Source organism: Corynebacterium sp. MSK204 (assembly GCF_030229885.1).
Classification (GTDB): Bacteria; Actinomycetota; Actinomycetes; order Mycobacteriales; family Mycobacteriaceae; genus Corynebacterium.
Window position 1 is genome coordinate 1 of sequence record NZ_JASPGQ010000023.1, and the last position, 15,067, is coordinate 15,067.

Consider the following 15,067-nt stretch of genomic DNA (forward strand, 5'->3'; position numbering starts at 1 on the left):
ACCGGCTACCGGGCGGCTACCGCCACCCCGGTACCTGGTACCGCCTTACCGGTCCCTAAAACAAGCCCGCGTCACTCTCCTGTGACGTGTCCCGAATCTTGTTGCTAGGAACTTACTCTCATGTCGGGTGAGCCGCCGGAAAAGTCCTCGGCGTAGGACCAACAGATTGCAAAAGAGCATCTGCCTACGAGGCAGATCACCATGGTGATCTGCTCTGTTAGGGCGCTACCGCCCCTCATTCCTACTGCTCTTTTCTCGATCCTTCGCCGCCCATCATGCTCGGTCTGGTGCACCGAGGATTTACTATCCGTAGCTTCGATATAAGCTTAGAAGAGGCATCTTCTTCATGAGCTGATCCTCAAGTGCCTAGACAGTCATACTTCGGCCGAGAGTTAAGGAACACCTTGCGATTTACACTCATTTCCACTGCCACAGCAATCATCATGACGCTGGCGGGAGCTAGCGCATTTTTCATCCCTGCATTCATCGCAGTCGGAATTGCCATCGACGGCAACAACCGGAAAAACCGTACAGCCTAAAATTATTGACGCAGGTCCAGACAAGGAGCTGTGGACCGGCTGGGATTGGGCTGCACGCGTCTTTGACTCGCAGATTAGGTGCGAGAAAGGCATGCGAACAGGCTGGGCTCTCCCAGCCAGTTAAAACGCTAGGCCCAGCCATACTAAAAGTCTCGAGACACCATAGGAACGATGTCTCGAGACTTCAGAGCGTGCCCCCAGTGGGACTCGAACCCACACTGAATCGATTTTAAGTCGACTGCCTCTGCCGATTGGGCTATGGGGGCGGGCGCAAGGAATAGTGTAGGACACTATTCCTAAAAAGAGTTAATGAGGGGTCGATTCACTAACCAGACCAGCAATGATGCCGTCCAGGATGTCTTTTTCACTGATGAAGAAGCTGCGTGCATCGCTAGTGCGCTCGATGAGCTGCATGATTCCTTCAACTGCTACTGCCCCACCGCCGATGACATCGGCGCGGCCAGGGTGAATGACGGGATTCAGGGCGCGTTCCTCCGAAGGGATGCTGACGAGTTGCTTGAGCAGCACTCGCAGGGCATCAAAACGTAGCTCCGAGCCGTGGATCGCATCGGGGTCATAGCGCTCTAGGCCCTGGGCCAGGGCGGATAGCGTGGTAAACGTGCCCGCACAGCCCACAATGGTGCGCGCCTTGGACATGGGGACGATCTTTTCCACCTCGCCCATGCGCTCTGCCACGTATTCGGAGGCAATCTCGATTTCTGATTCCGTGGGCGGGTCGGTGCGCATGATGCGCTCTGTCAGGCGCACGCAGCCCATGTACGCAGAGTGCGAACCTAGAATCTCTTCATCTGCGGTGCCCACGACGAATTCGGTGGACCCGCCACCCAAGTCAATGACGCAGAAGGGACCGCGGTCCGGCTCCATATCGGCGACCGCGCCGTTGAAGGACAGGAGTGCTTCTTCTTCGCCGGATATAACCTCCGCCTTTGCGCCGGATTGGATCTGCCCCAAAAGCTCGGCGGTCATATCGAAAAATTCCTGCTGGTTCTTCGCATCGCGGGTGGCACTGGTTGCCACCATGCGCACGCGGGTAACCTTCTCGAACTTCATCTGGCGCACATAGCCCTCCAAGGCCACGCGGGCGCGCTCTAAGGCATCGGGCGCGATTTCACCCGTTGCATCCACGCCTTGGCCCAGACGAATGATTTCCATGGTGCGGGTGATATCGCGCACCTTGCCGTCTTCATCGATTTCAGAGATTAAAAGGCGAATGGAATTGGTACCGCAGTCAATGGCTGCCACGCGAGTCATGTCGTACTCCTATTCAGCGTTGGAAAAATCGAACTCCGCCAAGTCAATGCCCAGCTCTTCCACCGTGGGCCAATCCTGCGGAATCGCCGTACCGCGTAGCTTACCGTGGTCGGCCGCCATTGCCACGGCCTCGGTGCCGAGGCGGAAGTGCTGGGGGCCTTCGGCAAGCGCATAGGCGATGAGCACGTGCAGGCACTTCACCCGCTCGGGCATGCCGCCGCCAGAAAAATCTGTGCCCAAGTCCTCAATCTCATTGCGCTTGGCCAAGAAATGCTCATGGGCCTGGTGGTAGTCGGCAGCAAGCTCCTTATCCTCGGCCAGGCGGGACTCCATCCACTTCATCACGTGGGCGACCTCCAACCGGGAGGCTTCCGCGGTCAGGCGGGGATCGGTGAGGTAATACAGTGTGGGAAACGGGGTGCCATCCGGCAACTTGGGAGAAGTTTTAATCACGGCCGGTTGGCCATCCGGTGTGCGGAACGATACCTCCAGCACGCCGCGTGGGGTGCGGCCCAATTGCTCGGAAACGATGGCTAAATCTGCATCAGTGACGGTCATGCGAACAATTATCGCACATCGTCACTCTCCTCAGGCGCTGGCTCAATTGGCAGGTGCTGCGACTCGCCCGCTGGGGCCTCTTCTTCCGGCGGCTGCGCCACCGAATCCCACAACACCTCAAACCACGGGCGCGAATCTTCCTGCGACTGACCATCGGTAGTGACCTGGTCATCGGGCTGAATATTAGGATCGAGGATGCGGTACGCGGTCTCACCCTGCTCTACCACGCCGAAGCGCCGCCGGGCTTCCTGCTTGATAAAGTCCTCTGATTTATATTTATCGATCTCTTCTAATAGAGCATCTTTTTCATCCTGCTTCGCCGCAATCGATTCATTCAGCCGAGCGATTTCGGAGCGGCCGTGGTAGTAATTGCGCAGCGGCACCGCGATGATGACGAGCACCACCAACACAAAAACAACGATGACGGTCATGCCAACGATGCTCATGCGATCGGGCTTGCGGTTCTTCTTTTCCTGCGCCCGCTGGGATTTGCGGATATCCGCAGCACGCGAGGCCACCGGAACCCTAGTGCGGCTCCGGCGGCGCTCCGTCTTCTTCTCACGTGCCATAGGGTTACTATCCTAGCGCCGCCACACCAGTAACACAGGCGTGGCACGCGCGGAATTTCATCAACTTTCTCAGGCGCTCGAGATGCTCAGAACGAGCAAGCCCCCACCGCACCTTTTCGGGGCACATCGGGGGCTAAATTCCTAGCGGCGTCTAGCTTCTAGACTAGACCGCTAGGCCTTAAGCGTTGAAACGCGGGAAGGCGGAGCGGCCGGCGTAGACGGCGGCATCGCCAAGCTCCTGCTCAATGCGCAGCAGCTGGTTGTACTTAGCCACGCGCTCGGAGCGGGCCGGGGCACCGGTCTTGATCTGGCCGCAGTTGAGGGCGACGGCCAAGTCCGCAATGGTGGTGTCCTCGGTCTCGCCGGAGCGGTGGGACATCATGGTGCGGTAGCCATTGCGGTGTGCAAGCTCTACGGCATCGAAGGTCTCGGTCAAGGTACCAATCTGGTTGACCTTTACCAGCAGCGCGTTGGCCGCCTTCTTATCGATGCCCTCCTGCAGGCGAGCCGGGTTGGTGACGAAGAAGTCATCGCCGACGATCTGGACCTTATCGCCAATAGCGGCGGTCAGGGTGGTGTAGCCTTCCCAGTCGTCTTCCTGCAGTGGGTCCTCGATGGACACGATGGGGTACTCGTTGATGAGCTCCTCGTAGACCTTGGACATCTCCTCGGCGGTGTGCTCGCCGCCTTCGAAGTGGTACTTGCCGTCCTCGTAGAACTCGGAGGAAGCGACGTCGAGGGCCAAGGCGACGTCCTTGCCCGGCTCGAAGCCGGCCTTCTTAATGGCCTCAACGATGACGTCGAGCGCAGCGCGGGTGGAATCGACGGAAGGAGCAAAGCCGCCCTCATCGCCCAAGCCGGTGGACAGGCCCTTGTCCTTCAGGACGGCCTTCAGGGAGTGGTACACGCCAGCACCGATGCTGAGGGCCTCGGTGAAGGTCTCCGCACCGATGGGGGCAATCATGAATTCCTGCACATCCACGCCGGAGTCAGCGTGGGAACCGCCGTTCAGGATGTTCATCATGGGAACGGGAAGAACGTGAGCGTTCGGGCCGCCAATGTAGCGGTAGAGCGGCAGCGCGGCGGACTCGGCGGCAGCCTTAGCGGTAGCGATGGACACACCGAGAATGGCATTGGCGCCAAGGCGGGACTTGTTATCCGTGCCGTCCAGCTTGATGAGCGCCTGGTCAATGAGGCGCTGGTCATCAGCCTCGAGGCCAGCGATTTCATCGCCGATTTCCTCGTTGATATTCTCTACGGCCTTCTGCACGCCCTTGCCTAGGTAGCGGTCGCCGCCGTCGCGCAGCTCGTGTGCCTCGTGCACACCGGTAGATGCGCCGGAGGGAACGCCGGCAACGCCGTGGGCGCCGTCGTCCAAGAAGACCTCGGCCTCTACGGTCGGGTTACCGCGGGAATCCAAGATTTCGCGTCCAAATGCGTGGATGATACCAGCCATGCTGTAACTCACTCCTTATAGATGATGTTCGTCGCTGAGCCAGTTAGTTCAGTTACATGCCCAATTGTTCCAGAAAACCGCCACGCGTGAGGCTAGCGAGCCGGTTGCGGGACCGAGTAGGCATTGGCCGCATGGGCTACCTTGTCCAGATATTCCCTGGACTGGTTGTAATTTAAGATGGCCTCTTCCCACTGATCCGGGTCATTGAGATCCCTATCACCAAAGCACAAGAGGTTCGCCGCGCCCAGGGCGGCATCGTCAATCTGGTTCGGGTCGGCCTTGCCATCGCCATTGGCGTCGCCGCCGGCGGACTCCCACGAGGTAGGGATGAACTGCAAGGGACCCACCGCGCGGTCAAATTCCGTATCCCCGTCGATTTCGCCGTTATCGGTATCCGGGGTGTGCGCGGTGTTATTCGAGCCATCCAGGGTGATGCCGACGATCGGCGGCTGCGGGTAGCCGTTGTCATCCAGCTTGGAGGACTTAAACCAGTTGCCGTTATAGGTACCGTGCCGAGTCTCTACAAAGCCCAAGCCTGCCAGGGTATTCCACCGCAAATTGCAGCCCGGGTGCTGCTGCCGGGCGATAAGTTCGGCGTTGCCATAGGCGCGCAGCGCCTGCGGCGGGATATCGGTAGCTTCTGCCAGATCCGATGCCCAGTGGGTGAGCTTATCGGCCGTGCGGCCCGGCGCGTTGACATCGATATTGGCCACCTCTTTTCCACCTACGGGCGGGGTGGCGTCTGGGACCGAAGAATCATCGGTGGAATTGGATACAATTAGCCCCATTACCAGCGCAATGATGATTACTACGGCTAGCCCGCAGCCCCCGATTGTTCGCAGCAGCCTGTTCATGAGTAGCCATCCTACTAAGTGAAATTCACCCCGCCGGATAACTACACGCGCCCGCCGCGCGTAAAAGTCCCTGCGACTTTCACCCCACTTTTACTCCCGCGATTTCCCCTCCGCCCAGAGGCGGTTTTGTTCTTCTACGCCCACTATTTCCGCCGTGCCATCAAAGAGATACGGCGCGCGGGAGCGCATCTTGCGCACGAAACTTGTGGCGACATCGTCAAGCGAGAAGGTAGAAATCTCGGCGTGAAAAAGCACCTGCAGGAAAACATCCCCAAGCTCTTTGAGCAATTCCTCCTCGGGTGCGTGCTGGCGCACGGCTGCTGCAAATTCCCCCGCCTCCTCTTCTAGGTACGGCAGGAGCGATTCATGGGTCTGCTCGCGCTCCCATTCGCCGATACGGCGGGCCGTTGCCATAGCGCTGCGCGCTTGCATCACGGCATCGTCAAGCGACTCGGCCCTAATGACCTGTTCCCCGGTGGCAATGCGCGCCTGGGTTTCCGGATCGTGTTCATCGGTGGTGACCAAGGTGCCGGTGGCATCATCGCCACTTAAGAGATCCGAGAAGTTCCACCGCACTGATACCGGTACTTCCCCGGTGAACTGAACGGGGCCATATAACTTGCCATAGGCGCGCATGGGGATCATGGTGGGCCAGCGTTCATCGAGCAACAGGACTGTCATAGCTACAAAGTCTATCCCGTGTGTTTTCTCAAGTTCCCTTTAACGGGGCAGGCGCGGTACTTTAGGCCAATGACCTCCAGCCAAAATAAGTCCCACTCGGTGTCATTGTGGACGCTTGTCGCGCTGATTATCGGATCCACCGTCGGCGCGGGCATATTTTCGCTACCCCAAAATATTTCCTCCGTGGCAGGCCCAGGTGCCATGCTCATCGGTTGGTTGGTGGCGGGTATCGGCATGCTGTCCGTTGCCTTCGTCTTCCAGATTTTGGCGTACCGAAAACCCCACCTTGATTCCGGCGTCTATTCTTATGTGCGCGCTGGCCTGGGTGATTTCATCGGCTTTACCTCAGGCTGGGGCTACTGGCTGGGCTCGGTGATGGCGCAGGTGGGTTATGCCACGCTGTTTTTCAATACGATTGGGCATTACCTGCCGCTTTTCGATGCCGACCACCAGTGGGCGTCCGCCATCGCCGTCTCCCTTCTATCGTGGGGAATCTTCGCCGTTTTGGCCCGCGGGGTGCAGCAGGCCGCATTCATGAACCTGGTGACGACGATTGCCAAGATCGTGCCCATCCTGGCCTTCATCGTCTTGGTCGCGTTCATCGGCTTTAGCTGGGATAAATTCACCCTGGATTTCTGGGGGCGAAATTCCAATGCCAGCGTCTTTGAGCAGGTCCAAGGCATCATGCTCTTTACTGTCTGGGTCTTTATCGGCGTAGAGGGCGCCTCCGTCTATTCCAAGCAGGCCGCTAAGCGCACGGATGTCGGCCGTGCTACCGTCATTGGCTTCTTCTCCGTGCTGGCGCTCTTAGTCTCCGTATCCACCTTGAGCTTTGGCGTGATGACCAAAGAGGAGCTGGCCGCGCTGCCGGATAACTCCATGGCTTCGGTGCTTACGGAGGTCGTCGGCCCTTGGGGCGGCGCGCTGATTTCCATCGGCCTGTGCCTCTCGGTCCTCGGTGCCTACGTTTCCTGGCAAATGCTGTGCGCTGAGCCCATCGTCATGATGGCCATCGATGGCCTCATTCCCCGCCGCATCGGCACCATCAATGTGGCCGGCGCCCCGTGGGTGGCGCAACTGATTTCCACCTCCGCAATCCAGATCTTCATCGTCGTCTTCTACGTCAATGAGGCGTCCTATGCCGCGATGGTGCAACTGGCCACCATCATGTACCTGCTACCCTATATCTTTTCCTCGCTGTATCTGCTACTGCTAGCGATACGTGGAAAGGGCGTTACCCACCCACACGCCGGAACGCGATTCGACCTGTCTGGGCCAGATATTCCCAAACGCGAAAACCGGCGCCACTTTGGCATCGCGCTAGTGGCCTTCGTGTACTCGTTGTGGCTAATTTACGCCGCCGACCCGGTTTATATTCTCTTCGGCGCCCTCGCCGTCGTGCCGGGACTTATCCCATATGTGCTCACCCGCCTCTCGCGCCGCGAGAAGCTTTTTAATGGATTTGAGTGGTCAATCGTCATCGTTGTGCTGGTTGCCGCTATCATCGCCGCGGTCGGCCTCACCCAAGGATCACTGGAACTCTAGTCTCCCTGCCCCACCAAAAAGGGCTACATCGGCGCGCTCGCCCGCCATCGCAAGTGGTCTTGGACACAGACAGTTTAGTACGGTAATTACACCCCACTAATTCTTGTGAATATCACTTTTGGAGCACTTGTGACTCAAACCAATGCGAGCGTTATGCCCTCTGCCACTCCTGCTGGTTCAGACCCCGCGGTAGACAAGGCCTGGGCGGAGCGGATTAAAGAGTTGGCGGAACAGCGCAATGCGGTGATCCTGGCGCATAATTACCAGATCCCGGAGATCCAGGACGTTGCCCACCACACCGGCGATTCCCTGGCGCTGTCCCGCAAGGCGGCAGAAACCGATGCAGATATCATCGTCTTTTGCGGCGTGCACTTCATGGCGGAATCCGCCAAAATCCTTTCGCCAAATAAGAAGGTCCTCATCCCCGATGAGCGCGCCGGGTGTTCCCTGGCAGATTCCATCACCGCAGATGAGCTGCGCGCATGGAAGGCCGAGCACCCCGATGCCCTAGTGGTCAGCTACGTCAACACCACCGCCGAGGTCAAGGCGCTGACCGATGTCTGCTGTACGTCCTCCAATGCCGTCGACGTGGTCAATTCGCTGCCGGCGGATAAAGAAATCCTCTTCTGCCCCGACCAGTTTTTGGGCGCCTACGTCAAGCGCGAGACCGGCCGGGAAAATATCCGCATTTGGGCCGGTGAGTGCCACGTGCACGCCGGCATTAGCGCCCAGCAGCTAGCCCAACAAACCCAAGATAACCCGGACGCGGACCTGTACATCCACCCGGAGTGCGGCTGCTCCAATTCCGCTTTGTACCTGGCCAACGAGGGCTTGGTGCCGCAAGAGCGCGTGCACATGCTCTCTACCGGGCAGATGATCACCCAGTCCCAGAAGCAGCCGCAGAACAAGGTGCTCGTTGCTACCGAGACCGGCATGCTGCACCAGCTGCGCCAGGCCGCGCCGGATATCGATTTCCAGGCCGTCAATGACCACGCCGAGTGCAAGTACATGAAGATGATCACCCCAGACGCCTTGGAGCGCTGCCTGGTGGAAGAAACCGATGAGGTCACGGTGCCAGAAGATATCGCGAATGCGGCGCGCAAGTCCCTCGAGGCCATGATTTCCATTGGCAATCCCGGCGGGGGCGAGTAAATGGACAACCTGCGCCTGCCGGATTGCTCCGCGCTCATTGCCACGGCCTTGGATGAGGATTTCGCTTACGGGCCCGATTACACCTCGCTTGCCACGGTGCCGGGTGAGAATCGTTGCACGGCGGAGTTCACCGCGCGCGAGGCCGGCGCCATCGCAGGCTTGGGCCTTATCGAGCAGGTCCTTGACGCGACCGCCCAGCGCTTGAGCCAGTGGGGCGTGGATACAGGCGCCGCGCTTGCCGATGCCCCGACCTCCACCATCACCCTCCACTCCACCGACGGCGACAGCGTTACCCCAGGCCAGGTCATCGCCACGGTGCAGGCCCCTACCCTCTTGGTGCTGGCAGCTGAGCGCACCATGCTCAATATGGTCTCGCACGCAAGCGCCATCGCGACGCAGACCCGGTGTTGGGTCGATGCCATCGCGACAACGGCGGAGGAAACGGGGACTCCGGATAGCATTAAGCAGGCCCAGGTGCGCGATACCCGCAAAACCCTGCCTGGCCTGCGGGCGCTGCAGAAATACGCCGTGCGCGCCGGCGGCGGGGCAAACCACCGCATGGGCTTGGGCGATGCCGCCATGATTAAGGACAATCACGTACTCGCCGTGGGCGGCAGCGTGGCCACGGCCCTGCGCCGCGTGCGCGAGCATGCCCCGGATATCCCCTGCGAGGTCGAGGTCGATACCTTGGACCAGCTCGAGGAGGTCCTCCCGTTGCACCCGGATATGGTGCTGCTGGATAACTTCGCGCTTGCCAATGTCCACACCGCCGTCCACCGCCGCCAAGCGCTCAGCCCAACCACGGCGCTAGAAGCCTCCGGCGGGTTGCAGCTTGAAAACGCCGGCGAGTACGGCACCTCGGGCGTGGACTATATCGCCGTCGGCGCCCTCACCCACTCGGTTCGCGTGCTGGATATCGGCTTGGACTTCTCCTAAGCGCCGAGGGGCTACGCGCCCTTCGGCTTCTCGCCCATCGGCTACTCGCCTACGCTGATGACCGACCCGGCGCCGGCTTCCTCGCCGGAGACGTTGATGGGTTGGACATCAAAAAGCGCGCTTAAGAAGTCCGCTGCCCACTGGATAAGCTCCTCATCGCGCAGCTTGGGCGAGGTGACATTGCGCCCGGCCTTGGGGAAGGGCACGTTGATGGCCTTGGCCGCAGCGCGGAAGCTCGACCCCGGGTAGAGGCGCTTCAAACGGACCTGCTTGGAATCCGGCAGCTCCACCGGGTGGAATTTCACGCGGGTGCCCTGCACGGTAATGTCTGCCACCCCGGCGCGGCGGGCTTGGTGGCGCAGTCGCGCCACGGCGAGCAAGCGCTCGACCTCCTTGGGCAAGGTACCGAAGCGGTCTTCCATTTCCTCCCGCGCCGCCGTGAGATCCTTGTTGTCCTGCGAGGCCGCGAGCTTGCGGTAGACCTCAAGGCGCAGGCGCTCGGAGTCGATATAAGACTCTGGGATGTGCGCATCCACGGGGAGATCGATGCGGATTTCCTTCGGGCCTTCGTCTGTTACCGCAGGTGCCTCGCCGCGGGCCAGGGACTTGAAGGCCTCGACGGCCTCGCCGACCAAGCGCACGTAGAGGTCGAAGCCCACACCTGCGATGTGGCCGGATTGCTGGGCACCCAGCACGTTGCCGGCACCGCGCATCTCAAGGTCCTTCATGGCCACGGCCATGCCGGCGCCCAGATCGTTGTTCTGGGCGATGGTGGCCAGGCGGTCATAGGAGGTCTCGGTCAGCGTGGCGCCCTTGGGGTACAGGAAGTAGGCATAACCGCGCTCACGGGAGCGGCCCACGCGCCCGCGCAACTGGTGCAGCTGCGACAAGCCCATGTGGTGGGCATTTTCCACGATTAGTGTATTGGCATTGGCGATATCCAGGCCGGTTTCCACGATGGTGGTACAGACCAAAACGTCATACTCACGGTCCCAGAATCCCTGGACGGTCTTTTCCAGCACGTCCTCATTCATCTGACCGTGGGCGACGACGATGCGCGCTTCTGGCACCAAGTCGCGCAGTTCGCGCGCCTTCTTTTCAATATCGGAGACCTTATTGTGGATAAAGAAGGTCTGGCCATCGCGCAACAGCTCGCGCCGAATGGCTGCCGCGACCTGCTTGTCCTCGTAGGCACCAACATAGGTCAGCACCGGGTGGCGATCTTCTGGCGGGGTGAGGATCGTCGACATTTCGCGGATGCCGGCCATGGACATCTCCAGCGTGCGGGGAATCGGCGTCGCGGACATGGTAAGCACGTCGACGCTGGCTTTGAGCGCCTTGATGTGTTCCTTGTGCTCCACGCCAAAGCGCTGCTCCTCATCGACGACGATAAGGCCCAAGTTCTTCCAGTGCACGCCGGTTTGCAGCAGGCGGTGCGTGCCGACGACGATGTCAATCGAGCCATCGGCAAGCCCCTTAAAGATCTCCGTGGCTTCCTTCTTGGAGGTAAAGCGCGAGAGCACCGCTATCTTGACGGGGAAACCGGCCATGCGCTCGCTAAAGGTATCGTAGTGCTGCTGTGCCAGCAGTGTGGTCGGCACCAGCACGGCGACCTGGGTGCCATCTTGGACCGCCTTGAAGGCGGCGCGAATGGCGACCTCGGTCTTGCCATAGCCCACATCGCCGACGACCACGCGGTCCATCGGCACTGTGGATTCCATGTCCTCTTTCACCGCGTCGATGGCCAACATCTGGTCTTCGGTTTCGACGAAGGGGAAATTATCCTCCATCTCCGCCTGCCAGGGGTTATCGGGCGCGAACTGGTGGCCCGGAGCGGCCTGGCGCTTGGCATAGAGATCCACCAATTCGCCAGCGATCTCGCGCACGGCGGCGCGCGCTTTTTTCTTGGTGTTCTTCCAATCCGAGCCGCCCATCTTGGATAGGTGGGGCGATTCGCCGCCGGTGTACTTGCTGAGCAAGTCCAGCGAATCCATCGGCACCCACAGCTGGTCCGCCGGCTGCCCGCGCTTGGAGGGCGCATATTCCAGCACGATGTATTCGCGCCGGCTGGTCTCATCGCCGGATTGGATGGTGCGCTCGGCCATCTTCAAAAACTTGCCGATGCCGTGCGTTTCATGCACCACAAAATCGCCCTGCTTGAGCGCCAGCGGATCCACCTTATTGCGGCGCTTGGCCGGCCGCCGCTTAGCGTCTGCAATATCGCCAACGCGGTTGCCGGTCAGGTCCGTTTCCGTGACCACGACGAGCGGCAGCGCCTCAGCGTCTTTGAGCTTGCGCACCTTGGGAAAGACCAAACCGGCATGGCTGAGCGCCTGATACAAGGTGACCTCGCCCGCGCTGGGTTCCCAACCGGGGGTGGCCACCTTGGTGCGAATGCCCTGCTCGGCAAAGCGCTCCACCATGCGCTTGATGGCGCCCTGGGCAGGCGCGATAAACGCCGCGCGCCCGCCGGCGTTGGTATGCGCGAGCAGCTGGGCCATCATGGCGTCGATTTCTTTGATATCTCCGCGCGGGGTGGGCCCGGGCTCGAACTCGAGCGGCAGGGTTTCTTCCTCTGGCCCGGCCAGCATACCCGGTGGGGAAAATGTCCACAGTGGCTGCCCGGCCTCGCGAATGGAGACCTCCAAAGACTCAAAGGAGCGGTAGCTCGAACCTTCAGTATCGAGCCCTTCCGTGGACAAGGGGCCATCCGCGCCCATGGCGGCGGCCTCCCACCCGGCGGCGAGGAATTCCGCGTCGGTCTTTTCCAGGTCCTCCACGCGGCGCCTGATCTTTTCCGGTACCACCATCACCACGTGCGTGGCGGCGGGAAGGAACTCGGAGAGGGTGATCAGTGGGGCATCGGAAAGCACGGGCAACACCGCCTCCATGCCCTCTGCCGGAATATGCTCGCTGACCTTGGTGAGCAGCTCCACCAGCGCTGGGTTTCCGGTATGCGTCGACGCCAGTTTGGCCGCGCGCTGCGCCACCGCATCCGTAATCGGCAGCTCGCGGGCGGTAAAGATATCCACGCGGCCGACCTCGATTTCCGGGATGGTGCGCTGGTCAGCGACAGAGAACTGGCGGATATCGGTAACCTCATCGCCCCAAAACTCCACGCGCACCGGGTAATCCAAGGTGGTGGGAAAGACATCGATAATGCCACCGCGGGTGGCAAACTCACCGCGCTTAGCCACCATGTCCACGTGCTTATACGCCCTAAATTCCAGGCTGCGCACCACATCATCAAAGTTATATTCGTGGTCTTCTTCCAGATGCACCGGGGCGCGGCCCTCGATGTCCTGCAGGATGGGCTGGGAGAGCCCGCGCGCGGCCGTGACAATAATGCGCAGGTCATCAATGTTGTGCAGCACCTGCGCGCGCTTGCCGATGATATCCACGCCCGGGCTCAGCCGCTCGTGCGGCAGCGTCTCCCACGACGGGAACATCGCGACTTTATCGCCCATCATCGCGGTAAGCTCCGCGGTGAGATCCTCCGCCTCGCGGCTGGTGGCCGTGACCGCCAGCACCGGCGCGTGGTGGGCCAAGGTGCCAAGAGCCCAAGGGCGCGCCTGATCAATACCCGTAATGTGCAGGTCCTGGCCCACATTGGCCACAAGCCCCTTGAGCTTCGGGTCCGTGGCCGCGACCTTAAGCAGACCTGCCAGCATTGGCGTCGCCATTTACTTCCTGCCTCCTAGCTTGGGCTTAATTTCCATACCGGACAAACCATTCCAGCATAGATTGACTATATGCGTAGCGACGACTTCCTTATCCGGTTTATCCGGGCTGCGCTCATCCAACCACCACTGCGCTGTGGTAGAGACCATGCCAACGAGGGCCTGCCCATAAATATTGGCTAACTCCGGATTAATACCGCGGTGCTCAAAAGCTTCGCCCAAGATATAGGCCACCTGCCCCACCGCGGCATTCAGCAGCGTGGAAAAACTGCGTTCCTCGCCCGGCTTCGAATCGCGCACCAAGATGATGAAACCATCGGTTTCTTCCTCAACGTAATTCAGCAGCGCCATTACGGCCTGCTCGATGCGCTCGCGCCAGCTGCCTTCTTCTAAAGAATCCTTAATGACTTTTTCCAGCGCCAGCATCTCCCGATCCACGACCACCGCATACAGGCCTTCTTTGCCCCCAAAATGCTCGTAGACCACCGGCTTCGATACGCCGGCGCGGGACGCAATCTCTTCAACGCTGGTGCCTTCAAACCCCAATTCCGCGAAGGCGGCGCGCCCAATGGAAATCAATTGCTCGCGGCGCTCGCGTCCGGTCATTCTCTGTCGAACCATGCCTTCTACCATATCCTTTGCCCCACCCCTACCTAGTAATTTGTTATTTACCCGGGGGCGTCAGGTACGCTATAGCTACAGCAATCGCTGTGGTTCCCCATGGTGTAATCGGCAACACTGCGGTTTTTGGTACCGCCATTCTAGGTTCGAGTCCTGGTGGGGAAGCATTTTCGCAGCCCTCTCTAAAGGCATAAACGCCGGCGAGAGGGATTTTTTAGTTTTCTCTTTGCAGTGGCCTCAGAAAAACAGTCACCAAGAGAATCGCCCAAACGCGAAAATCTACTAATCTCAGGGCTCGCTGTCTTTAGCGATCACATTCATCGGCGGCAAATTAGTGCTCCTTCTTCCCTCTCCCTAGGACCAATAGATCAACCCGCGGAAAGAGGCCCTGCGCAGGCTCATCGATGCCATCCCTCCACGTATTTATCCCCCTGTAGATCCTCAAGATACGCAGAGATTGACCTCCCTAAGTTTTAGAGGAAAAGTAAAACACACCTGACTCATTCCTGTGTGTTCCGACACAAAAGCTGAATATTTTATAAATAAGCATTAGTATGTTTCCGGTGTAAACACCCACCTTTTGAAAACAAAATTCCATCAAGGAGGAATCATGCTGCGCAAAGCATCCGTCGGACTTACCACCCTGGCCATCGCCACCACCACCGCAGTGGCACCGGCACTCGCTGAAGACACCACTCCCGAAACCACTGCAGCCGAGACCACCGCAGCGGTAGAAACCACCACCGAGACCGCCCCAGAGCAGGATGACAACGGCTCCTCCAAGCTCAACAAGGAGAACATCCACGACAAGCTGGACGAGCTCTCCAGCAAGCACCAAGATAACAAGCAGGATCTCGGCGACAAGCACGAAGAGCACAAGGAAAACTTCCACGCCAAGCTCGACGAGCTCTCCAGCAAAACTGATGACTTCAACGAAAAGGCCGAAAAGTTCATCAAGAACATTGACTTCAGCAAAATTCAAGACGCACTGAAGGTCATTGAAAAGATCATCGAAATCTCCGCTAAACTCGCCTAACTCAAACGATCTCCACAATTCCACCAATGCTCTGGGTGTATTCCAAACACCTAGAGCATTTCTCTTTTCTCAAATTCACCGAGCTAGTCCCCTCTGAGGTTACCCTCGTTTAGTGGACACCCGATTAGTGCGGATCTTGTGTCCGTAGGAGAGGATGTTCATTGTGAG

Annotated in this window: 12 protein-coding genes and 1 tRNA gene; 4 read left to right on the top strand and 9 right to left on the bottom strand. The window is 59.5% G+C overall.

The genetic code is table 11. The features are described from left to right. Positions 1–731 precede the first annotated feature (731 nt). The 7 genes from QP908_RS11115 to QP908_RS11145 all read right to left on the bottom strand — a co-directional run bounded on the left by QP908_RS11115 (position 732) and on the right by QP908_RS11145 (position 5,929). Positions 732–805, bottom strand: a tRNA-Leu gene (locus tag QP908_RS11115). Positions 806–845: 40 nt separating this feature from the next. Further along, positions 846–1,811 (bottom strand): Ppx/GppA phosphatase family protein, encoded by a 966-nt coding sequence (locus QP908_RS11120; protein WP_005280018.1) that lies wholly within the window; start codon positions 1,809–1,811, stop codon positions 846–848. A 9-nt stretch (positions 1,812–1,820) separates the two neighbouring features. Next, a complete protein-coding gene (locus QP908_RS11125; protein WP_023026136.1) occupies positions 1,821–2,369 on the bottom strand; it encodes a DUF501 domain-containing protein in 549 nt (182 codons plus the stop codon). An 8-nt stretch (positions 2,370–2,377) separates the two neighbouring features. Then, complete coding sequence (locus QP908_RS11130) at positions 2,378–2,938, bottom strand: septum formation initiator family protein (RefSeq protein ID WP_239270114.1); 561 nt, start codon at positions 2,936–2,938, stop codon at positions 2,378–2,380. A gap of 178 nt (positions 2,939–3,116) precedes the next feature. Next, a complete protein-coding gene (gene eno / locus QP908_RS11135) occupies positions 3,117–4,394 on the bottom strand; it encodes a phosphopyruvate hydratase (RefSeq protein ID WP_023026132.1) in 1,278 nt (425 codons plus the stop codon). 92 nt (positions 4,395–4,486) lie between these two features. Beyond that, a complete protein-coding gene (locus QP908_RS11140) occupies positions 4,487–5,248 on the bottom strand; it encodes a lytic transglycosylase domain-containing protein (RefSeq protein WP_239270115.1) in 762 nt (253 codons plus the stop codon). Between the two features lie 90 nt (positions 5,249–5,338). Continuing rightward, a complete protein-coding gene (locus tag QP908_RS11145) occupies positions 5,339–5,929 on the bottom strand; it encodes a MazG nucleotide pyrophosphohydrolase domain-containing protein (protein WP_239270116.1) in 591 nt (196 codons plus the stop codon). A gap of 69 nt (positions 5,930–5,998) precedes the next feature. On the opposite strand from QP908_RS11145, the gene QP908_RS11150 reads away from it, so the two are divergent. The 3 genes from QP908_RS11150 to nadC all read left to right on the top strand — a co-directional run bounded on the left by QP908_RS11150 (position 5,999) and on the right by nadC (position 9,562). After that, entirely contained in the window at positions 5,999–7,474 is a 1,476-nt protein-coding gene (locus tag QP908_RS11150; RefSeq protein WP_239270117.1) for an amino acid permease, read from the top strand. Positions 7,475–7,603: 129 nt separating this feature from the next. Further along, a complete protein-coding gene (gene nadA, locus QP908_RS11155) occupies positions 7,604–8,626 on the top strand; it encodes a quinolinate synthase NadA (RefSeq protein WP_370657804.1) in 1,023 nt (340 codons plus the stop codon). Beyond that, a complete protein-coding gene (gene nadC / locus QP908_RS11160) occupies positions 8,627–9,562 on the top strand; it encodes a carboxylating nicotinate-nucleotide diphosphorylase (RefSeq protein ID WP_284772293.1) in 936 nt (311 codons plus the stop codon). Positions 9,563–9,603: 41 nt separating this feature from the next. Here nadC and mfd read toward each other — a convergent pair whose 3' ends face one another. Then, on the bottom strand, positions 9,604–13,245 hold the full coding sequence (gene mfd, locus QP908_RS11165; RefSeq protein WP_284772294.1) for a transcription-repair coupling factor: 3,642 nt from the start codon (positions 13,243–13,245) through the stop codon (positions 9,604–9,606). Then, a complete protein-coding gene (locus QP908_RS11170; RefSeq protein WP_005282075.1) occupies positions 13,246–13,863 on the bottom strand; it encodes a TetR/AcrR family transcriptional regulator in 618 nt (205 codons plus the stop codon). Between the two features lie 610 nt (positions 13,864–14,473). On the opposite strand from QP908_RS11170, the gene QP908_RS11175 reads away from it, so the two are divergent. Then, positions 14,474–14,899 carry a hypothetical protein gene (locus tag QP908_RS11175; RefSeq protein ID WP_239275864.1) on the top strand — a complete coding sequence of 142 codons (426 nt, stop codon included), beginning with the start codon at positions 14,474–14,476 and terminating at the stop codon, positions 14,897–14,899. Positions 14,900–15,067: the final 168 nt, after the last annotated feature.